This window comes from Streptomyces flavochromogenes (genome assembly GCF_000717595.1).
In the GTDB taxonomy this organism is placed as follows: domain Bacteria; phylum Actinomycetota; class Actinomycetes; order Streptomycetales; family Streptomycetaceae; genus Streptomyces; species Streptomyces flavochromogenes.
The window spans coordinates 449,714-471,268 of sequence record NZ_JNZO01000001.1; the positions used below are offsets into that span (position 1 = coordinate 449,714).

Annotated in this window: 6 protein-coding genes and 1 pseudogene; 1 reads left to right on the top strand and 6 read right to left on the bottom strand. The window is 72.4% G+C overall.

Going from position 1 to position 21,555, the window contains the following annotated elements:
* Positions 1-73: 73 nt before the first annotated feature.
* Positions 74-3,184, bottom strand: coding sequence for an ATP-binding protein (locus tag IF00_RS0101830; protein WP_051819613.1), 3,111 nt, complete (start codon positions 3,182-3,184; stop codon positions 74-76).
* A gap of 210 nt (positions 3,185-3,394) precedes the next feature.
* Positions 3,395-7,114 carry a S8 family serine peptidase gene (locus IF00_RS0101835; protein ID WP_078944493.1) on the bottom strand — a complete coding sequence of 1,240 codons (3,720 nt, stop codon included), beginning with the start codon at positions 7,112-7,114 and terminating at the stop codon, positions 3,395-3,397.
* 366 nt (positions 7,115-7,480) lie between these two features.
* Here IF00_RS0101835 and IF00_RS47965 point away from each other — a divergent pair.
* A pseudogene (locus tag IF00_RS47965) lies at positions 7,481-8,587 on the top strand (AfsR/SARP family transcriptional regulator); the annotation flags it as partial.
* Positions 8,588-9,025: 438 nt separating this feature from the next.
* Here the strand turns inward: IF00_RS47965 and IF00_RS47565 are convergent.
* The 4 genes from IF00_RS47565 to IF00_RS47570 form a co-directional block, all read right to left on the bottom strand.
* Positions 9,026-12,778: a S8 family peptidase gene (locus IF00_RS47565; protein WP_030313417.1), complete on the bottom strand. Its 3,753-nt coding sequence runs from the start codon at positions 12,776-12,778 to the stop codon at positions 9,026-9,028.
* 186 nt (positions 12,779-12,964) lie between these two features.
* A complete protein-coding gene (locus IF00_RS0101855) occupies positions 12,965-16,780 on the bottom strand; it encodes a S8 family peptidase (protein ID WP_030313420.1) in 3,816 nt (1,271 codons plus the stop codon).
* Between the two features lie 161 nt (positions 16,781-16,941).
* The gene (locus IF00_RS0101860; RefSeq protein ID WP_051819616.1) at positions 16,942-17,994 is read right to left on the bottom strand and encodes a helix-turn-helix domain-containing protein; all 1,053 of its coding nucleotides are present in this window, start codon (positions 17,992-17,994) and stop codon (positions 16,942-16,944) included.
* A gap of 226 nt (positions 17,995-18,220) precedes the next feature.
* The gene (locus IF00_RS47570) at positions 18,221-21,490 is read right to left on the bottom strand and encodes an ATP-binding protein (RefSeq protein WP_078944494.1); all 3,270 of its coding nucleotides are present in this window, start codon (positions 21,488-21,490) and stop codon (positions 18,221-18,223) included.
* Positions 21,491-21,555: the final 65 nt, after the last annotated feature.

Sequence of the window (21,555 nt, forward strand, 5' to 3'; positions counted from 1 at the left end):
GTGGACTGCGCGGTCCGAGACGAGGCCCGCGGGGAGAAGCTAGCCAGGGGCCGTTACCCGGCGATTACCGTGATCACGGAGTGGTGACACGGGCCGTGCGCAGCTCGGCCAGCTCGGCCGCGAGCCGTCGCATACCCGCGCCGACCTGTGGATCTCCGCTGTCGCCGAGGGCGCGGGCGCACTCGGCGAGGGAGGTTTCCGCCTCGTCGAGGCGCCCGGTGCGCAGCCGGATCTCGGCGAGGGTGACGAGGGTGTAGGGCAGGCACCAGGTGGATCCCAGGGTGCGGGCGAGCTTCACGGCGGACTCGGCGAGCGCGTCGGCCCTCTGGTGGGCTCCGACGAGGAGCTCGGCCCCTGCCAGGTTGCTCTGGTCGAACGCGAGGACGGAGGGGTCTCCTGTCCGCCGGGTGAGGGCGACGGCCTGTCGGGCGAGGTCGCGGGCCGCCTCCATCCGTCCCTCCTTGCGGGCGAGTTCACCGACCACGGACAGGGCGCTGGACTGGAGGGCCACATCGCCCGCCCGGGTGGCCGCCTCCAGCGCCCGACCTGCGGTCAGCCGGGCGTCGCGGGGGCGGTCGGCCACGAGCAGCGAGGCGGAACGAACGGTGAGCAGCCGTGCGTGGAGCGGAAGTCGTACCCGTTCGGGCAGGTGGGCCATGGCGTCCTCTGCCCGGTCTGCGGCGAGCGCGGCGTCGACGGGACGGCCCGCGTGGAAACTGAGGGCCGCGGTGGAGACGTAGAGGGAGGCGCGCTCTTCGGCGGTTGCGGTGGCGGCCGTCGCGGCGAGTTCGGTGAGAGCGACGAGGCCGTCCTCGGGCCGCCCTGACCGGCCGAGAACCTCCGCGAGCGCCACCGTGGCACGTCGGGCAGCGGACCTGTCGCCGGCGTCGAACAGCTCTCGACGGGCCCTGCGCAGGGTGTCCTCCGCCTCTCCGTAGCGGGCGGCGCGGCGCAGCACGTCGGCCCGGTCGAGGCGGACGAGAGCCGCGGTGGGGTCGCCCTCGGCGTCCAGCCTGGCGATCAGCTCCTCGTAGTAGCCGCAGGCGGTGTCGTTGGCGTAGAGGGCAGCGGCGCGCTGTGCGGCACGACGGAGGAACTCGGGGGCGCGGGCGTCGTCGGCGCGGGAGAGGTGGTAGGCGACGGTGTCCACCGCGTCGGGCCGTACGCCCAGGACGGCGTCGGCGTAAGCGGAATGCAGCAACCGGCGCGCAGATTTGCCGAGTTGGTCCGCACAGGCGAGGCGGACCAGGGGGTGCCGGAAGGCGTAGCCGGGGCTGGGGCGGCCGGCGATGACGCTGTCACGTTCGTCGACCAGACCCGCTTCGCCGGCGGCGTCCAGCGCGGCGACGACGGCCGGGCCGCTCAGCGGCGGGTGCATGCCGCGGGACGCGACCGGCTCCAGCTCGGCCAGGGCGACCGTGCCGCGCCCGGCGACGGCGAGCGCGGAGAGAGCCCGGCGGGCGTCTGTGGGCAGGCGTGCCAGGCGCTGGGCGACGAGGCCTCTGATCCGGTCGGGGATCTCGACTTCCTCCGGGGCGGAGCCGGTGCGTATTCCGTGCGCGCGTCGTTCGGCGGGCTGCCCGGCAGCGAGCTCCAAGGCGAACAAAGGGTTGCCGAGCGAGAGTTCGAAGATGCGGGAGACGTCAGCGGGTAGGCCTTCGGGCGACTGGTCACGGGTGGCGAGGGTGGCGAGCTCGTCACAGTGTGCGCGGCCGAGCCGCAACAGGTCGATCTCGATGGCCATCCGGCGGCTGATGAACGCGTCCAGGGCATAGGCCTCTCCTCCGCCTGTCGTGGCGGGCTCGTCGCGGCGGGTGCCGATGAACCGCCAGCGCCGGGTGTGAGCGGTGCGGACGAGGTGGTGCAGCAGGCTGAGCGAGCCGGGGTCGACGCTGTGCAGGTCGTCGAGGACGACCAGGACGGGGCGGACGGCAGCGAGGTCGGTGAGCATCCCCGACACGGCGCGGAAGAGACGGCCGCGTTCCTCCTCGGGGCTTCCGACGGCGGGCGGCGGTGCCCCGAGGCTGGGAAGGAGGGCGGCGAGGGCGGGGTGTTCGGCACCGAAAGCGGCGCGCTCGTCCAGAGGGCAGGCGGCGAGATAGCTGTCGAGCGCCTCGGCGAACACTCCGTAGGGCGTCTGCCCCTCTGCCTCGTGGACCGCGCCCCACAGCACGGTGACCCCGCTTCCGGCGGCCTTGCGGGCGGCCTCGGCGACCAGCCGGGTCTTGCCGATGCCCGCCTCGCCGCGGACGAGCACCAGCGCGCCGCCAGTGGCAGAAGTGGCGTGTTCGGTGAGGAGATTCAGGGACCGCTGACGGCCGATCAGGGGCAATGGGGCGGGCTGCCGTATCGCCGCGGGCAGCGGCTGGGGCCGTACGCCGACCGGGACGGGTTGGCGCGGGGCGATGGCGGCGAGCGCCGAGCGGTGCAGTTCCTCGAACTCGGCCGAGGGCCTCACGCCCAGCTCCTCGGAGAGCGCCTCCCGGCAGGCGTGGTACTGCTGGACGGCGAGGCGCGGCTGCCCGGTGTCGAGGAAGGTGCGCGCGAGCAGCAGATGCCTGGCCTCGTCGGTGGGCACGTCCTCGACCGCGCCGCGCAACACCTGGAGGGCCTGTTCGGGCTGCCCCTGGGCGATCAGCCGTTCGCTGAGGCCCGAAGTGAGATGGTCGCGCAGCCGACCCAGTGCCGTCCGGGGAGCTTGGACCCAGTCCTCGTACCGGTCCTCGGGGAGGAGCTCGGGGCCCAGGGCGGCGCGCGCGACGGACATCGCGTCGAGGTTCCCGGTACGCAGCGCCTCGCGAGCGGCGGCCTCCCACTCCTCGACGTCCACCAGCACCGTGTCGGGTGCCAGCCTCAGCAGGTCCCCTTCGGAGAGGAGGTAGGCGGATCCGGCGCGGGGGGCCAGCTCGGGTTCGAGGGCGTGGCGTGCGGCGTGGAGGGCGACGCGCAGGTTGCGCAGCCCGGTGGCCGGAGCGGCCTCGGGCCACATGACGTCCATGACCTCTTCGCGGTGCCGGGTACGCTCCGGTGCCACCGCGAGGAGTTTCACCAGGGTCCGTCCGGTGGTGCGCCGCCAGCGCTCGGCGACGGGCGCTCCGTTCTCCCGGCTGACGCGGAATCCGCCGAGCAGTCGGATCCGGAGGGGGACGGGCCCGGATCCGGACTGCGCTGCGGCTATGGACATGTGAGGGATCCTAGCGATCGGTCCTTCTCCTAACGAGACCCGATTCATGCCAGGGCGTTACGGGTGGATCACGTCCGGCCCGGTACCGGATCACACCCTGCCCGGCGCCGTCCCCAGGCGTGACCTGGACGTCGAGGCCGTACGGCGTCCGGGCTGCGGCCCCCACTCTGCCGAGAGTGGGAGCTACAGCCCGTCGGCGTACGTGGTGGGTCAGTTCACGACCCGGACCGCGTTCAGGACCGTCTGGTCGAGGGTGCTGCCCGCGGCGTTCGTGCCCCGGACGCGCAGCGAGACGGTCTCCGCGTGGCGCGGAGGATTGATGCCGACGGTGGCCGTGCGATCGGTGACGTCGCTCCGCAGGGTGGTCCAGGTGCTGCCGCCGTCGTACGAGACACCGATCGTCGCGCCGGTGAGGCGCGAGTGTGCACCGGGGTTGCGGAAGGTGACCTCCAGGCGATGAGTGCGGGCCGCGTCGACGGTGCTGTCAAGAGCGACACCGTCCAGGACGTAGTCGGCGTCGAGGAGCGACAGCGTCTCCCAGTCGACGCCGGCGGGCTGTGCCGAGTCGAAGGTCCAGGCGGTGTGGGCCTCGGTACTGACGCCCCACCAGGCCTCGGTGCGCTTGGCGTCGAGCTCGAACCGGTACGAGGACTTCGCCGCCGGAAGTCCGGTGATCCGTGCGTAGGCCACCGGCGCGGCTCCCAGGAACTGCCCGTCGCGGTAGGCCCGGAACTCGTTGGTGTCACCGGGTCGCATCGACACTCCCTCCCAGGAACCGGCGGCTGCCGAGGCCCACACAGGGATCTGGACGAGCATGCCCTCGTCGTTGCGCGAAGCGGGCATGCCGGTGTCGGGCGAGGTTGCGGTGCTCGGCGTCGCTGCCCGCATCACCGGCTTGAACCACTCTTCGGTGACGGTCGTTCCGGCCGTGTACGGCTTGAGCGGGGCCAGCATCGCGGGACCGTTGCCGAGCGGCACGGCGACCCGCTGCCACTTGGCGTCCTTCGCGTTGACGTAGACGCGCTGCGTGGTGCCGAAGGTGAGCGCGCCGAAGCCGCCGGAGCCGCGACCGGTGATCTCGCTGTACCCGAGCCAGCCGTCCTGGCTGCCCTTGAGGGCTGCCGGGTCGGCGGCGGGCGAGTAGTTCTTCAGCTTGATCCCGGCGAGTTCCGAGGCCGTGGGAGCGTACGTCTGGTCGGCGGCGATCCCGTCGGCCGTTCCGCGCACCAGCCCGTAGGCGTAAGAGGGGTGGCTCTCCACGGTCAGCTTGACCGTCACCGGACCCTCGGCCAGCGCAGCCGCGACCCGGTCACCGCTGCTCTTGGGAACACCGAAGACCGGGACCGTGCTCGGGTACGTGCCGACCTGCCGGTCGTCGATCTCGTTGACGACCATCACCGCGGCGGCGCCGGCGGCGATCAGCCGTGGAAGGACGGTGTAGATGTCCTCCCCTCCCTCGCGGAAGAGGGCCAGCCTGTCCCCGACGGGGTGCTCGGCCAGCTCGGCCGCCGAGCCGTGTCCGACGTCCACGGTGGCGTAGGAGCGGGTGCCGTCGAACCGGCCCGACGCGAGGAAGGACTCGGCGGCCAGGTCGAGCATGCCGGAGCGGAGCTGTGCCCTCGCGATGACGGGCGGGCTCTGGAGGATCCAGTTGGTGGTGAGGCCGAACGTTCCGTCCCGCGGCTTCGAGGCCGGGATGGCCCACTGGTGGCCGCCGGCCCTGCCCAGCACGATGGTGCTGGTGACGCCGAAGTTCTGCTCGGCGGAGCGTCTGCCGACGGCGAGGATCAGGTTCCGCAGTTCGCTGCGCTCGGGGGTCGTCGCCTTGACGGGTACGGCGTCGCGGCCGTCGGCGGTGACGCTCATGTCCTGGTCGCCGACGGTGATGTCGGGTATCCCGAAGGAGACGTACTCCTGGCCCTGCTGGAGGTGTCCCACGATCGTGTAGCGGCCCGGCTGGACCTGGGCGGAACCGATACCGCCCGCTCCGAGCCGGATCGACGTCGGGGCCCTGTCGGCACGCAGGTCGTAGAGGAAGGCCGAGGTGCCCGTCGTCGGGGCGGTGCCGTCCGGCATCACGCCCTTGAAGGTCAGTTTCACCGTGGGCTGCTGCCGGTTGAGCGCCACGGTGGCGTGCGCGGTCACTCCGTCGCCGGTCGCGGTGACCGTGCCCGTGTAGGTGCCGTACGCCGAGGCCAGGTCGGGGGCGACGGTGACCGCCACCTCGCTGCTCCCGCGCGCCGGCACGGTCACGGTGTCGGCCCCCAGCGTGAGGGCGCCTTCCGCGACCGCTCCGGTCGCGTCCAGCGTGAGCGCGCCGGTCAGGGCGAGCGTGACGGGCCGGTCCGCGGTGTTGTGGAAGGTGATCTGCCGGGTGACCGGTTCGGCCGCGCCGCGGGGCGCGACCGTGCCGAAGGAGGCATTGGTCGCCCACACGGTCTGTTCCAGGGCGGCGGGCACGTCGGTACGGCCCGAGCCTTCCGCGAAGGCCCCGGAGCCGACCACGGCGGCGGCCGACATGAGGGCGCCCTTGATGTCGGCGGCCGTCCAGTCGGGGTGCGCCCCGGCAAGGATGGCGGCAGCACCCGCGACGTGCGGGGTGGCCATCGAGGTGCCGCTGGCCGCCGTGTAGTGCGCGTCGGCGGGGGTGCCCATGGTGGTGCCCGCGGCGCGTGCCGCGACGATGTTCACCCCCGGGGCGGCGATGTCGGGCTTCAGCGCGCTGTCCCGGAGGCGGGGGCCCCTACTGGAGAACGACGCGATCCTGTCCTGCTTGTCGACGGCCGCGACGGTCAGCGCGGAGTCGGCCGAGCCCGGTGAGCCGATGGTGGTGGCGCCGGGCCCGGTGTTGCCCGCGGCGATGACGAAGAGCGCCCCGGTCTCGGCGGTCAGCTCGTTGACGGCCGTGCTGAGCGGGTCGGTGCCGTCGGTGGCCGCGGCGGTCCCCAGGCTCATGCTGATGACCTTGGCCCCGTTGCGCGCGGCCCACTCCATCCCGCCCAGGACCGACGAGTCGCTGCCCTGGCCGGCGTCGTTGAGGACCTTCCCGACCATGAGGTCCGCGCCCGGGGCGACCCCCTTGTTCCTCCCGCCCGACGCGGCCCCGGTTCCGCCGACCGTGGACGCGACATGGGTGCCGTGGCCGTGGTGGTCGACGGCGTCGCCGGTCTCGGTGAAGTTGCGGGCCTCGGTGATCCGTCCGGCCAGGTCGGGATGGGTGGCGTCGACGCCCGTGTCGAGGACGGCGACCTTCACACCCTTTCCGTCGAAGCCCTTCGCCCAGGCTTCGGGGGCGCCGATCTGCGGGACGCTCTCGGCCAGGGTGGCCCTGACCTTGCCGTCGAGCCACACCTTCTCGACACCGCCGGCCAGCCTCTTCGCGGTCGCGCCCCGCGCGGCGGAGCGCAGCCCCTTCCAGAACGCGCCGGTGCGCGGCGCGGCGACCACGGCGGCCGTCGCGTCGAGAGCCGCCACCGTCCGCACCGGCTCGGCACCGGCCGGGAGAGGAGCGGACTCCTCGGCGTGGCGCACGATGAGGGGCAGATCCGCACCGTCGGCGTATCCCTGGGCGATCAGCCCGTCGATGTCGAAGAGCCGCGTGTCGAGTGCGCCCGCGTCGAGCAGGGACCGCACCTCTTCGGGGATGACGGTGATGTCGGTGCCGTACTGCTGGATCTCGGCGACGCCGCTGGGGCTGTCCGCGTCCGGTGCGAACGTGACGATCCGCTGATCGCCCGTGCCGGTGACCACCACGCTGTCACCGGTGATCAGGCGGACCGTGTGGGCCGCGACGGCTGACTTCGACGGGTTCAGCGCCGTCAGGCGCGCCTCGCCCTCGGTGTCCGATCCCGTCGCGGGTGCGGTGCCCGCGGCGGCGAGGAGCGCGGTCAGCGCCAGCGCCACGGAGCCCTGTGCTACAGGTCTGCGCATGAGTGGGGTAACTCCCTTCCTAGGGCCCGGGGGTTCGAGCCCGCCGGAAGCCTGCGCGGCGTATGACGTGCGCAACAGGCCTCCCGCCCGGCGCTTTTGTGACATGGCGGTGAAGCGGCCCGGCACCCTCCGCTCCGCGCCCTCGGGGTAATGGCCGGGTAACGGTCGCCGCCTAACGTGCCCCGGACTCTCCATCGACCCTGAGCGGGGAACCCCATGACATCAGCGCCGGCCGAACCACTGGACATCCAGCTCCTCGGCGGATTCCGCGTCCTGAGGAACGGGGTGGAGATCCCCGAGGACCGCTGGCCCCGGTCCGGCGCCCGCAGACTGCTGCGGACCCTCGCCCTGGCCGAGGGACGGCGCATGCGCCGCGACCGGCTGGCCGCACTGCTCTGGCCCCACGCGGAGCCGACCGCGGCGGCGGGCAGTCTGCGCGTCGCACTGCACGCGCTGCGCCGTTTCCTGGAACCGGAGTTGGCTCCGCGCGCCGCTTCCTCGTACGTACGGGCAGGGGCCGGTGGAGAACTGCGCCTGGCATCCGGCCTGGTCCGGGTGGACCTCTGGAGCCTACGGGAGGCGGCTCGGCTGGAGCCTCTCTCGCCGGAGGCACTGGAGCGGGCGGCGCTCGGTCTGGTCCCCGAGTTGTTGCCCGACGACGAGACCGAGCCCCTCGTCGCGGAATGCCGGCGCGACGTGCGAGCACTGCGCCGGGAGACGGTGCTCGCGCTCGCTGCCGTGCACCGGGCGGGCGCCCACCCCGAACGGGCGGTCGGGCCGTTGCGGCGGGTCCTGACCGTCGACCCCACGGCCGGTGACGTCTGCCGGGCGCTCCTGGAGGTCCTGCTGCGGCTGGGCCGCCATGGGGAGGCCGTGGACCACTACCACCTGCACCGGAAAGCCCAGGCCCAGGCGCACGGTCTGGACCCGGACCCCTGTCTGCGGGAGCTGTTCGCGCGGGCGGTGGCCGGACCGGGCCCGGCGGCCCCGTCGGTCGCCGCACGGACGACGGGCGCGTTCATCGGCCGACGGCGGGAGCTGGCCACACTGACGACGGTGCCGCGCCGCACCGACCGCCCGGTCATGACGCTCACCGGAGAACCGGGGATCGGCCTGAGCCGGATGCTCCACGAGTCCGCTCGGGGCCTGGGGGCGCAAGGGGTCCGCGTCCTGCGGGTACGAGGTACCGTCGAGGGCACGAGCCCCTACACGGCGATGCTCACCGCGTTCGAGGAGCTGGTGCGGTACCTGCCCGCCCGGGCCAGGGCGGTGCTCGCAGACCGGTGTCCCGAGGCGACGGACCCCGAGGTGTCCCGGCGGGCGCCCACCCCACGGATGCTGTCGTCACTCTCGGACCTGCTTGCGGAGCTCTCTGATCTGCACCCGGTGGCGGTGCTGGTGGACGACGCCGAGCGACTGCCGCTACCGGCCCGGACGTTCCTGGGGCGGTTGATACGGCGGTGCGCCCGCCGTCCGGTGCGGTTCGTCGTGGCACACCGGCAGCGAGACGCGGTAGTGCCGCACCTGGGCACTCCAGGGCAGGAATGGGTGCTCGGGCGGTTGAGCACGGCCCAATGCGCCCGTCTGGTGGGACCCCTCCGAGCGGCCGAGATCCACCGGTCCTCGGGCGGGAACCCGCTGTTCGCACTGTCTGTGGCGCGGGGAACGCTGAGCCGGGCCACGGTGACGGACCGGTTGCGTCACGAACCCCCCGCCGTGGCGGAGTTGCTCGATCTCCTGGCACAAGCGCCGACACCCCTGTCGCCCGCTCAGGTGCGGATGTCAGGGGTGCCGGGATCCGCGCTGGACCGGGCGGTCCGCGCGGGCTGGGTACGCCGCTCACGCGGACCGGTGTACGAGCCGGTGCTGCCGGCCGTCCGGACGGCGCTGTCGGACGGCCGGCGGGACGGGCTACTTCAGGGCGTAGGCCCGGGTGATGGTCTCGACGGTGCGTCCGCCGTGTCCGTCACTCACCTCCGTCCGCAGAGTGACGAACCCGTTGGTGGCGGTCTTCGCGGGGTGCTCGACAGTGATCTCGAACGAGTTGGGGTCCCGGCGCCGGCCGCGGGTGTCGCTCCAGGTGGCTCCGTCGTCGTAGCTGACGGAGACCGTCGCCCCGGCCATCGCGGACGAACCGGTGAAACCCTTGGCGCGCCCTCCGCTGACGGTGAAGGTGAACTCTCGGGCGGACGCGGCACGGTTGAGCACGTCGACCGGAATGTCATAGTCGAGCACCACGACCGGCAGTGTCGCGCAGACCTTCGCGCCGGCCAGGACCGTGCCGCAGTCCTCGACGGTGTTGTGCGTGGGCGCGGCCGAGCGGAAGTTCCACTCGGTGTTCACCTTGGTACCCAGGGTGACTCCGGCGAAGGGGAAGGTACGGCTGGTGTCCTGGACGAGCCGGTAGTCGGCCTGTCCGGGGATCATCAGGGTACCCAGGTCGGTGATCTTCTGTCCGTCGCGGTAGTACGTCCAGGTCGGCCAGCGGCCCGACGTCAGCCGGTGGTCGGCGTCGCCGTCGCCGCCCTGATTGTCGGTCAGCACGGTACCGGCGTCGGTGCGGCAGAACGCACAGGGCAGTTGGGTGGCGGCCGAGGGATGCAGGGGTGCGTCGTACCAGGTGTCGGAGTAGTGGCGGCCCGCCTGGGGATAGCGGACGACGGGACCTTCCATGCGGGCGGTGTAGCCGGTGGTGGGCATGACCATCTGCTGGTAGGTGAGCCGGGGGCCGGCCAGGATGTGGTCGGTGCGGCTGCCACCCTCACCGACGAACTGGGCGGTGCGGATGGACGGGATGCCGTACGGACCCCATGTGTCCAGGGACTCGAAGCCGACGCGGCGGGCCTGGTCGGCGTGGAAGGTGTTGCGGACGCTGACGTAGTCGTGGTCCGAAGTGGTCTTCGCCAGGGAGGCGGGGAGTCGGCCGGTGTCGTAGAACTGGGCGGCGTAGGTGTAGCCGGACTCGTACACGCCGGTCAGGGCGACGGAGACGGGACTCTTCGCGGCGCGCGCGACGAGTGCACGGCCGTCGTCGTAGTCGGTGGTGGAGACGGGGATCGCCAGGTTGGTGCCGACGAAGCTCGTGATGGGGCCTTCGGCGGCCGGTGCGGCGATCATCGCGACGGCTCCGGCGGAGACGGCCCGCCGGGCCTGCTCGGTGATGCCGACCATGTTCGTCGCGGTGATCAGGACGGCCTTGCCCTTGACGTCGAGTGCGGCGAAGTCCGCCTCGGTGCCGGCTCCGGCGTCGACCAGGGTGAGCCTCTTCTTGCCGTCGAAGCGGGCGGCGTTGCCCGGGGTGCGGAGGGTGATGTCGCGGCGCACCGGGCTGGTGACCGACAGCCGCTGGAGCGGCTCGCGTGCGGTGATGAACGTCGACAGGGTGAGCTCACCCGTGGTGGCGGTCTCGCTCGGCACGACCCCGTACTTCTGGTCGGAGGAGTTCAGCACGTCGGTGATCCCGCGCTGCTGCGGCTCCGCCCCGTCGGGGCTGGTGCGTTGCATCAGGAGCGAGAAGTGCGAGTCCTCCAGCGGGCGTTTCTCGCCCCGTACCGTCAGGTCGAGGTCGCTCGCCTTCGCCGCGTCGACGGTGAGTCCCTCCTGGTCCTGCTCGGTGATGTCGATCTCCGGCAACGCGAAGAGGTCCGTGGAGTAGGCGACGTTGCCACGGCCTTCGGCGTCGGCCGAGGTCAGCGAGCCGATGATGGAGTACCGGCCGACGGGGAGCCGCCAGGTGTAGCTGTCCCGCGCCTTGAGGCGGTAGCCGGCGACGATGTCGTTGTCGAGTCCCTGGACGGTGAGTTCGACCCCGGTGGGGGTCTTGCCGAAGCGGTCTTTGAAGCCGACCGTCACGGCGCGCTTCGGGGACTCCTTGATGAAGCCGACCGGGGTGTGGACCGACCGGCCGTCGGCCGCGGTGGCGGTGAGGGAGCCGGTGTAGCGGCCGGCCGGCAGGAGGTTGGGGTCGAGGGTCGCTGTGACCTCGGCGGTGCCTCCGGCGGGGACGGTGACCTGGCCGCCTCCGCTGAGGGTGAGGGCTCCGGCGGGCAGCGCGGTGCCGGAGGTGGTGAGGTTCAGGGACGCGGCCGTGGTGCCGTCGTTGGTGAACGTCAGCGTGCGGGTCCGCTTGTCGAAGGCGGTGTCCTGCCACTTCACCAGCCCGAAGTCGACGATTCCGGCCAGGTCGAGGTCGGAGCCGACGGTCGCGGCGACGTCGACCCGCCCGTACCCCTGCTCGTACACGCTCTGGTCGGCAGCCGTCCTGGCATGTGAGGTGAGGGCGGCCTTGATGCGGGCGCCGGTCCAGTCGGGGTGCTGCTGGGCGACGATCGCGGCGGCACCGGCGACGTGCGGGGTCGCCATCGAGGTGCCGTTCATGGTGGTATACCCGGCGTCGGCGGGGACGCCGAGGGTGGTGCCGGTGGCGCGGGCGGCAACGATCCCGACGCCGGGCGCGGTGATCTCCGGCTTGATCCCGGCATCGGCGATGCGTGGGCCGCGGCTGGAGAACGGGGCGATCTTGTCGCTGCGGTCCACCGCGCCGACCGTCAGGGCGGACGCGGCGGTGGCCGGGGAGGCGACGGTGATCTCGTCCGGGCCGTCGTTGCCGGCCGCGACGACGAAGAGGGTGCCGGTGGAGGCGCTGAGCGAGTCGACGGCCTCGGTGAGGGCGTCGGTGCTGTGGGTGGCGGTGGCTCCGAGGCTCATGTTGATGACGTCCGCGCCCTGCGCGGCTGCCCACTCCATGCCGGCCAGGACATCGGCGAAGTCGCCGCCGCCCTTGTTGTTGAGGACCTTCCCGATGAGCAGGTCGGCGCCGGGGGCGACGCCTTTGTACCTGCCGCCCGAGGCCGCGCCCGTACCGGCGATGGTGGAGGCGACGTGGGTGCCGTGGCCGTAGCCGTCGCCGATGTCCTCGCCGGTGACGAAGCTCTTGGTCAGCGTGACGCGGGGGGCGAGGTCGGCGTGGGTGAGGTCGACGCCGCTGTCGAGGACGGCGACCTTGGCGCCCTTCCCGTCATAGCCCTTCGCCCAGGCGTCGGGAGCGCCGATCTGCGGGACGCTCCGGTCGAGGGCGGCCTCGACCTTTCCGTCGTACCAGATCTTGGTGATGCCGGTGGACCGGGTGGCGGCCGACGTGAAGTCGGCGGCGTCGGCCTTGTCGATGTCGACGCCCGCCATGCCCAGTTCGGGCAGGACGGTCGTGGGCTCGCTGCCGGGGAGGCTGTCGGCGACGGTCTCGATGGTCTTCGCCGAGGGCTGGCCCCGGTAGTCGACGATCGCGGGTATCTCGCCGGTGGCCGCGTCGCCGCGACCGTCGGCGAGCAGCCGGGTGACGTTGAACAGCTCCTTGTCCAGGAAGCCTCGGTCCAGGGCGTCCAGGGCGTCCTGCGGGTAGACGTACAGATCGCCGTCGTCGCCGGTCGAGGTCTGGAAGGGTCCACCGCCGTCGCTCAGGACGGTCACGGACGGGGTGCCGTCCTCGTCCGTACGGACGGCGACGGTGTCGCCGGTGATGAGGGTGAGGTGCTTGCCCGCGTCGTCCGACTGGGTTCCGGTTCGTACGATCCCGGAGACGGAGGCGGTGGGGGCGCCGGCAGTGGGCGATGGTGTCGCCTGTGCGCCGCTGCCGCCGATGGTGACGGCGGCCGTGAGGATAGCCACGGCTGCGAATCGCCGCGTCCTCGGGCCTCTCGGAGGGTGGTGCACGGACTTCTCCTCGTTCGGGTTGAGTGGGATGTCCGCGACGCTAACCGGCCATCAAGGCCGAAAGAAGGGAAGGCCAGTGGCGCATTGGTGACATGCCGCCGGTCGCGCTGGGGCTGCGACCGACGGCATGTGTGGTGCGGACTACTTCAGCGCGTACGCCTTGGTGACTTCCTGGGTGGTGCGATTGCCCTCGCTGTCCCAGACCTCGGACCGCAGACTCACGAACCCGCTCGTGGCGGCGAGTTCAGGGTGCCGGAAGGTCGCCTTGAACGTGTTGCCGTCCTTCCGCTTGACGCTGAGGGGCTGCCAGGTCGCGCCGTCGTCGTAGCTGACGGAGAGCTTCGCGCCGGCCATCTCGGTGGAGGCGGGAGAGGCCTTGGCGCGGGAGCCGTCGATCGTGATCGTGTGGTCCGCGTCGGCGTCGACCCTGTTCAGGATGTCGGCCTTCATGCCGTAGTCGACCAGGACCACGGGCAGGGCCTCGCACTTGGTCGCCTTGGGCACGTTCAGCCGGCAGTTCGGGACGCTCATGCCGGTCGGCGCGGCCGAGGTGAACGTGTACTCGGTGTGGGTCTTCTTGCCGAGCTGAACGCCCTCGTAGTCATTGGTGCGGGCGGTGTCGTCGACGAAACGGTACGTCGCCTTCTCGGGAACCATCAGCGGTGTGCCGGTGGGGATGTTCTCGCCGTTGCGGTAGTACGTCCAGGCCCGCGACCGGTTGCTGGCGAGCCAGTGCCCCGGGTCGTTGTCTCCGCCGAGTTGCGGGAGGAAGAGCGTGCCCGCGTCGGTGCGGCAGAAGTTGCAGTAGTGCTCGGTCGTGTTGCCCGGGTGCATGACCGGGCCGAACCAGTCCTCGGCCGTCGTCGCACCTGCGGTGTAGCTCTTGGGGAGTTCGACCATCCTGGCGGGGTGGTCGGTACGGGCCATGACGTGCTGGGCGTAGGTGAGGCCGTTACCGGCGCGCAGGTAGCCGGTCCGCTCGTGGCCCTGCTGGAGGAACTGGCTGGACCGTACCGACGTCATGGGGTAGGTGCCCCAGGCGTGGGTCGTGTGGTAGCCCATCCGCTCGGCGCCGTCGGAGTGGAAGGAGTTCCTGACCGTGGCGAGGTCCCCGGCGCGTGCGGTGACCCGCAGGCTCTCCGGGATGCCGTTCACGAAGTCCCACTGGCCGGCGTAGTGGTATCCGGCCTCTTCGACTCCCTTGAGGGAGATGCTGGTACGTCCCTGGGCTACGGCCGACGTGAGCTTCTTCCCGTCGGCGTACGTGGTCGAGAAGTAGGGCACGTTGAGTCCGGTGACCACCGTGGCCTGCGGGGCGGCGCTGTTGGGGACGATGACGATCGCCTCGGCGCCCGCGGCCTCGGCCGCTTTGTACGGGCCCGAGCCGCCGTTGACACGGTCCACGTGGATCAGAGCGGTCTTGCCGCTGACGCCCGCCGCCGCGATCTCCGCCGCGGTGCCGGCGCCCGCGTCGACGACGTCGTACTTCCGAGTGCCTTCGAAACGCTTGAGATAGCTGGAGGTACGCGCCGCCAGCGGGAACGCCTCGGGCCGCGTCACGGTCGCCCGGATCAGTGGCTCGCGCTTGCTCTGGTAGAACGAGGTGAACAGCTCGCCGGTCGTGGCGCCCGGTGCGGGGACGGCCCCGTAGCGCTCCTGGCTCCAGTTGGTGAGCCCGGCGATCCCCATGGAACTGCGCCTCACACGCCCGTCGTTGTACCGCGTGAGCTGGAACGACATGTCGGAGTCCTCGACCGCGCGGCTCTCGTCGGGAAGGCGCATGTCGAAGTCGGTGGCCTTGGTGCCGTCGACCGTCACCGACGCGTCGTGCTCGGTGAGGTCGATGTCCGGCAGACTGAACAGGTCGGTCGCGAAGTCCGTCCCGGCGGTGCCCTCGGCCGTGGTGGTGAGCAGCCCGTTCACTGTGTAGGTACCGGCCGGCAGCCGCAGTTCGGTACGGCCCGAGGTGACGGTCATGCTCTGGAAGTAGTCGTTGTCCAGCCCCATCACCGTGAAGCCGGCCTTCCCGCCCTTGCCCTTGCGGTCCTTCAGGTCGATCGTCAGACCGAGCCGCTTGGGCTCCTTGATGAAGCCGATCGCGGTGTGCACCGTCGCACCGTCGGCGGCGGTCGCCGTGAGGTGGCCGCTGTACTGGCCTTCGGGGACGGCGGCCGGGTCGAGGGTGAGGGTGACCTCGGCGGTGCCACCCGCGGGAAGCGTGACCTCCGGCGCGGAGGTGACCAGCACTCCCGAGGGCAGATCGCCGCTGATATCGGTGGAGAGCTTCACCGTGGTGGCGACGTCGGCGGTGTTGGAGAGAGTGACCTTGCGGGTCTCCTTCTCGTAGCCCGACTCCTGCCACTCGATCAGACCGAAGTCGGCGGTGCCGCTCGTCTCCAGCGCGGGGTCGAGGGCGGCGGGGATGTCCACGCGTCCGTTGCCCTGCTGGTAGACCGTCTGTCCGGCGATGACCTCGGCATGCCCGGTGAGGGCCGCCTTGATGCGCTGGCCGGTCCAGTCGGGGTGCCGCTGGGCGAGGATGGCGGCGGCGCCCGCGACGTGCGGCGTGGCCATCGACGTGCCGTTGGCGGAGGTGTAGAACGCGTCGACCGGCGTGCCCATCGCGGTGCCCGCCGCGCGTGCCGCGACGATCCCGACACCTGGTGCGGTGATCTCCGGCTTGATCGCACTGTCTCCGACGCGCGGGCCACGGCTGGAGAAGCCGGCGAGGACGTCGGACTTGTCGACCGCGCCGACGGTCAGCGCCGAGTCGGCGGTGCCAGGGCTGCCGATGGTGGTCGCACCGGGGCCCGCGTTACCGGCGGCGATGACGAAGAGGGCGCCGGTGGAGGCGCTGAGCCGGTCGACCGCCTCGGTCATGACGTCGTCGGGTGTCGCGGCGGGGCCGCCCAGGCTCATGTTGATGACGTCGGCGCCCTGGGCGGCGGCCCACTCCATCCCCTCCAGGATCCAGGAGAACTGGCCGCTGCCCCCGTTGTCGAGCACCTTGCCGACGAGCAGGTCGGCGCCGGGGGCGACGCCCCTGTACTTCCCGCCGGAGTTGGCGCCGCTGCCCGCGATGGTAGAGGCGACGTGCGTGCCGTGGCCCTGGCCGTCGGACGCGGTCAGCCCGGGTACGAAGCTCTTGCTGACCGTGAGGTTGTCCTTGACGTCCGCGTTGGTCAGGTCGATCCCGGTATCCAGGACGGCGACCTTGGCGCCCCTGCCGTCGTACCCCTTGGCCCAGGCCTCGGGCGCGCCGATCTGCGGCACGCTCGTGTCGAGGGCGGCCTTCGCCTTGCCGTCGTACCAGAGCTTGGTGACCCCGGCGGCGCCCGGCTCGGTGACACTCCTGCCCGCCATGGACCCCTTGGTGACCGGCTTCACCTGCTGCCAGAAGGCGCCGGCGCCCGCCTTCTCGACCTCGGCGCCCGCCATGTCGAGACGGTCGAGGACCGCTCCCCCGCGGCTCGCGGGCAGTGCGTCGGCCCGCTTCCTGAGCGTGGACGCGCCGGGCTTGTCGCCGTAGGCCAGGATGACCGGCAGTTCGTCCGCCCGGGCGTCCCCGTGCCCGTCCTCGATCAACCGGGTGACGTTGAACAGCTTGGTGTCCAGGGCTCCGGAGGCTATGCCGTCCATCGCGTCGGACGGGTACACGTAGAGGTCCTCGTCGGGGCCCGAGAACGTCTGGAAGGTCTTGGACGTGCCTTCGGCCGCCGTGGCGGTGACGGACTGCTTGCCGTCCGGGGCGGTGGACACCGTCACGGTGTCACCGGTGACGAGGGTGACCGTGGACTCCGTGGCCTTCGTGGCGCCCTTGGCGGCCGGCTGGACCAGCCCGGTGATCCTCGGCTCGGCCTGTGCGGTGGTGACGGCGGAAGGCGAGGCGCCGACGGCGATGACTACGGCCGTCGCGATCAGCCTTCGTATGGTTCTCCCGCGGTGGGGGTGCTGCACGTGCTCCTCCTCGATCGGGGGCGGCGGGGCGCGTGAGTCCGTCCGGGAACACAGGTCACGGACGGCACGCGCTGCGCCGGATTCAGTGCGTGTGCCGGACGCTACCGGCGTGGAGGAAGGGGGCAGAAGACGTGTCCGGTGCGCTTTGGCGACAACGGCACCTATGCGCCGCAACCATTCTGACCAGCGGTCATACGCACTGCGCCGACGGCTGCGCGGCTCGACCCGATCCAGCCGTGCTGCGCGGCGTACCACCCCAGCTGCATCCGGGTGACGACGCCGGCCCGGTCCATGAGATGACGCGCCCGGCGCAGTACCGTGCGTCGCCCCACCCCCATCTGACGGGCGATCACCTCGTCCGTCAGACCACTGAGCAGCAAGGTGAGCAGCCGGGCCTCGGTCTCGTCGAGCTCGTGTCCGGCCCGGTGGCCGTCGTGCACGAGATCGAGCGGCAGCGCGCTGCTCCAGGTCTGCTCGAACAGGCCGATGAGTCCGTCGAGGAGCGGGCTGGGGTGGATGAGCGCGGACCCCTCGGCGTGTTCCGTGTTCATGGGGAGGGCGGGCACGATGCCGAGCCTGCGGTCAACGATGAGCATCTTCAGGGGCAGACGCGGCATCGCGCGGGCGTCCTCGCCCGCGTCGATGTATCGCCTGATCCGGTCGAGTCCGCCGAGCTGCTCGATGGACATCTGGTCGTAGACGGTCCGGTAGCGGACCCCTGCGGCCAGTTGGTCCATCTCGCAGTCGTTGCCCAATGCGGTGCCGTCCTCCGCGGAGGACACGTAGGGCGGCATGTCGAAGATGAGCACCTCTTCGCGTGCCCCCCGCTGCATCTGGTCGGCGCGCTGGGCGACGGCCGCCCGGTCCGTGAACTCCACCGACGCGCGCCCCAGACCGTCCCTCGGGCTGCTGTGGTACTCGGCCGACAGGCGTCCCATGGCAGCCCGGGCCTGCTGGAGTTCCTGCATGCGGCGCAGCAACAGGACCTCCCCGGCGATGTCCGGCGGCGATGCGATGAGCTGGGCGGGCTCTCCGGCGGTCCGGGTGAGCAGCCCCTTCGCGACCAGCCCCTCCAGCGCCCCGCTCACCCCGCCCCCGGGTAGGTCGGGCAGACCCGGAAGTCGGTCGAACTCATCGGTCGGGGAAGGGCCGGAGCGCACCAAGGCGACATACAGTTCTGCCTCGTCGTCGGTGAGTCCGAGGGCTTCCAGCATGGTGCCTCCTGTCTCTCGTCAGGGTGAGCCCCAAGCCTCACGTGGCAAGGACGCCGCCTCAACGGCGCGTCCTCCACGGCCGCCACGGAGTAACGGCCCTGTAACTGGCTGCGGTTCCGTCGGTGCGCACGGGGCTCGACCGCCCCCGGACACCGCGGCTCCCCCGCCCTGCACGGAGCTCATGCGCCCCGGGCACCGCGAAGTCTGCCGTCGCGCCGGGGCTGCTTCACTCCCCCGGCGTCACGGCCCGACGCAACACCATGTGCGCCAGGTCCCGCGCCAGGAACTCGCCCGCTCCCGCCGCCCGGGCCGCCTCCGCCTCGGCCGCGGCGATCGCCTCCGCCACCCGCCCTGCCACCAGATGGGCCCAGGCGACCAGACACCCGGTGCCGTGCGTGCCGTCGAGGAGGCGTATCGCCTCGTCCGGGCTGCCCCGGCGGATCAGCAACTCGGCTTCGGCCGTGCGCACTTCACGTTGCGCCTGTTGGTCGCCCTGGGCTCGCGCGATGTGCCCGGCACGCTCCAGAAGGTCGTCGCACTCATCCCGGCGGGCCGTGTCGCGCATCCTGACCCGGGCGAGCGCGGCCAGCGCGTACGGCACGCACCACTCCGTGGCCGACGGGGCCCCTCGCACCGCCCGCTCGGCCAGGTCTGCGGCGGCCACCGGATCCGCCAGGTGCAGGTGGATCTCGGCGAGGTTCGCCCGCTCGAAGGAGGCGGCCGTCGGATCGCCGGAGTGTTCGGCGAGGGCGAGGGCCCGTTCACCCGTCGCGACGGCCTCACGCAGCAGCCCCGAGCGCCGCTGGTGCTCGCGCAGCACGGAGAGCACCTGGCCGAGCAGTTGCGGATCTCCGTACGCCTCGGCGTGCGGCAGCGCCGCGTCCGCGACCGGACGCGCCTCGGCGAACCGCCCGGCCAGGGCGAGGGCCGTCGCCTGCGCCCCGAGAGCGCGGGCGAGGAGCCTGCGGCGCGCCGGACCCGCGACCAGGAGCGCCGCCTCGTGTGCCGCGCCGGCCGCCTCGACGGACTCCTGGTAGCGCCCGGTCACGAAGCACAGCACGGCCCGCGCCGCGTGATGCGCGGCGGCCGTCTCCGGAGCCGTGTCCTCACGCGGCGAGGCCGCGTCGAGCAGTGCGAAACCCTCCGCGGTGGAGCGGGACTTGGCCAGGACCTCGGCGAGTCGCGCCGCCGCCAGGACCTCGCCGTCGTAAGAGCCGCGCCGACGCAGTTCCGCCAGCGCCTCACGGAGCACACGCGCCGCGTCGTCGTAGCGCGCCATCCGCTGGAGCACCGCCGCCCGGTCGACCCGGGCCCGGGCCGCCTCCAGGGCGGACGCGTCAAGGCGTTCGGTCAGCTGGGCGTAGTAGTGGTCGGCGGTGTCGTTGGCACACAGCGCGGCGGCCCGTTCGGCCGCCTGCCGCAGATAGCCGTTGGCGCGCGGGTCGTCGGCCCGCGTCAGATGGGCGGCGAGGGTGTCCACCGAATCAGGGCGGCGGCGCAGCACCGCTTCGGCGTACGCGGCGTGCAGTTGTCCGCGGCGGGCCTGCGACAGCTGGTCATAGCAGGTGAGCCGAACCAGCGGGTGACGGAAGGCGAGGCCGGACACCGTGCGCCCGTCGGCGACCACCTCCCGCTCCGCCAGAACCGAGGCGGCGATGGCGGCGTCCACCCCGGCGGTCGCCTCCTGCGCGGTGAGGTGAGGGTGCAGCCCTCCCACGGCGACGTCGAGCACTTCGGCAAGTGCGGCGTCACCTCCCGCGACGGCCGCCACCTCCACGACTCGGCGGGCCGGCGGGTCAAGCCGGGCGAGCCGGGCCGCCACAAGTTCCCGTACGCCCTTCGGCGCTCTGAGCTCGCCCGGCGGGCCGTCACCGAGGGCGCGGGCCACCTCCAGGGCGAACAGCGGATTGCCGAGGGACAACTCCCACACCCGCTGGTGCGCGTCGGCGCCGGACGGCAGGCCGAGCGCGTCCGCCGCGAGGGCGAGGCACTCCGCGCGCGTGAGACGGTTCACCTCCACGTGGCGGGCGAGGCGTAGCCGTACCAGGGAGCGCAGGCCGGCTCGGCGCGGATCGGTCTCGGCGAGCTCTTCCGGACGGTAGGTGACGAGGAACCGCAGGGTCCCGACCGGGCCGACGGAGGCGCGCCGGGCCAAATGGTTCAGCAGCTGGAAGGAGCCGGCGTCGGCGGCGTGCAGGTCGTCGAGGACGACGAGGACGGGCGCGCGGACGGCCACGTCGCCGAGGAATCCGGCCGTGGCGCGGAAGAGCCGGTCCCGTTCCTCCTCCGGGCTGCGGCCGGCACCGCCTCCCGTCCGGCCCAGCGACGGCAGGAGCGAGGCGAGCTCCGGGTACTCGCCGCCGACGCGCGCCCGTTCGGACGGCGGCCGGTCGGCGAGCCACGCGTCCAGCGCCTCGACGAACGCACCGAACGGCGTCCGTCCCTCCGCGTCGTGCCCCGCGCCCCACAGGACCTGGGCCCCCGCGTCCGCAGCCTGCCTCGCGGCTTCCGTCACCAGGCGTGTCTTGCCGAGGCCGGCCTCGCCGCCGAGCAGCTGCACCGGCGGTGCGTCGGGCGCAAGCAGCAGGGCCAGTTCCTCGGTGCGCCCGCACAGCGGAGTGGCGGCCGGTGTGCGCAGCTGGGCAGGCAGGACCGGGACGGGCGCTGGAGAGGCAGCGAGCGCCGGGGCGGCATCGGTGTCCAGGGCCGCCAGATGCAGGCGGTCGGTCTCGGCGCCCGGCCGGACGCCCAGCTCGGCGTCGAGGAGCTCGCGGCACCGGTGGTACTGCCGCAGGGCCTGTCGGCGCAGCCCCTGGGCCAGGTAGGCGCTCATCAGGGCGCGGTGGGCACGCTCCTCCGTCGGCGACTCGGCGACCGCGAGCCGGGCGGTGGTGGCGGCGTCGTCGGGGGCACCGTCGGCGAGCTGGGCCTCGGCGAGGGCGAGCAGCACGCGCTCGCGCAGGACGCGTATCCGTTCCCTCAGCGGCCCGACCCACGTCTCGTACCGGTCCTCCGGCAGGGGCTCTCCCGCGAACGCGGCCAGGGCGGTGGAGAGCTCGTACCGGTCACCGGAGGCCAGAGCCTGCTCGGCCAGGGATTCGGCGTGGTCGGTGTCGATCCACACGGTGTCGGGCGCGAGCCGCAGCAGCGTGCCTTCACCGAGGAGGTAGGAGGACGTGGCACGCGGGCGGAGCTCCGGTTCCAGGGCGTGCCGGGCCGCGTGCAGGGCGACGCGCAGGGATCCGACAGCGGCGGTGGGGTCCGCGTCCGGCCAGCAGAGGTCCATGAGCTGCTCGCGGTGCATGCTGTGGCCCGGGGCGAGGGCGAGCAGTTTGACGAGCGTGCGGGAGTTGGGTCGCGGCCAGCGTTCGGCGAGCGGCGGTCCCCCCTCGCGCACCACCCTGAAACCATCGAAGAGGTGCACACGGAGCAGCGGTGCGGCGGGGGCCGGGCCGGCGGGGTCGGGCGGAGCTTTTCGCGCGTCTGCTGGTGCCATGAGGGCAGCAACTGTAGCCCCCGGACCTGGGGCGTCTCCGCTGAGGCCCCGGTCCGGGGCCCCGG

Coding starts and splice junctions, on each gene's coding strand:
- IF00_RS0101830 (WP_051819613.1), bottom strand. CDS start 3,184: ATGTCCATAGCCGCAGCGCAGTCCGGATCCGGGCCCGTCCCCCTCCGG.
- IF00_RS47570 (WP_078944494.1), bottom strand. CDS start 21,490: ATGGCACCAGCAGACGCGCGAAAAGCTCCGCCCGACCCCGCCGGCCCG.
- IF00_RS0101835 (WP_078944493.1), bottom strand. CDS start 7,114: ATGCGCAGACCTGTAGCACAGGGCTCCGTGGCGCTGGCGCTGACCGCG.
- IF00_RS0101860 (WP_051819616.1), bottom strand. CDS start 17,994: ATGCTGGAAGCCCTCGGACTCACCGACGACGAGGCAGAACTGTATGTC.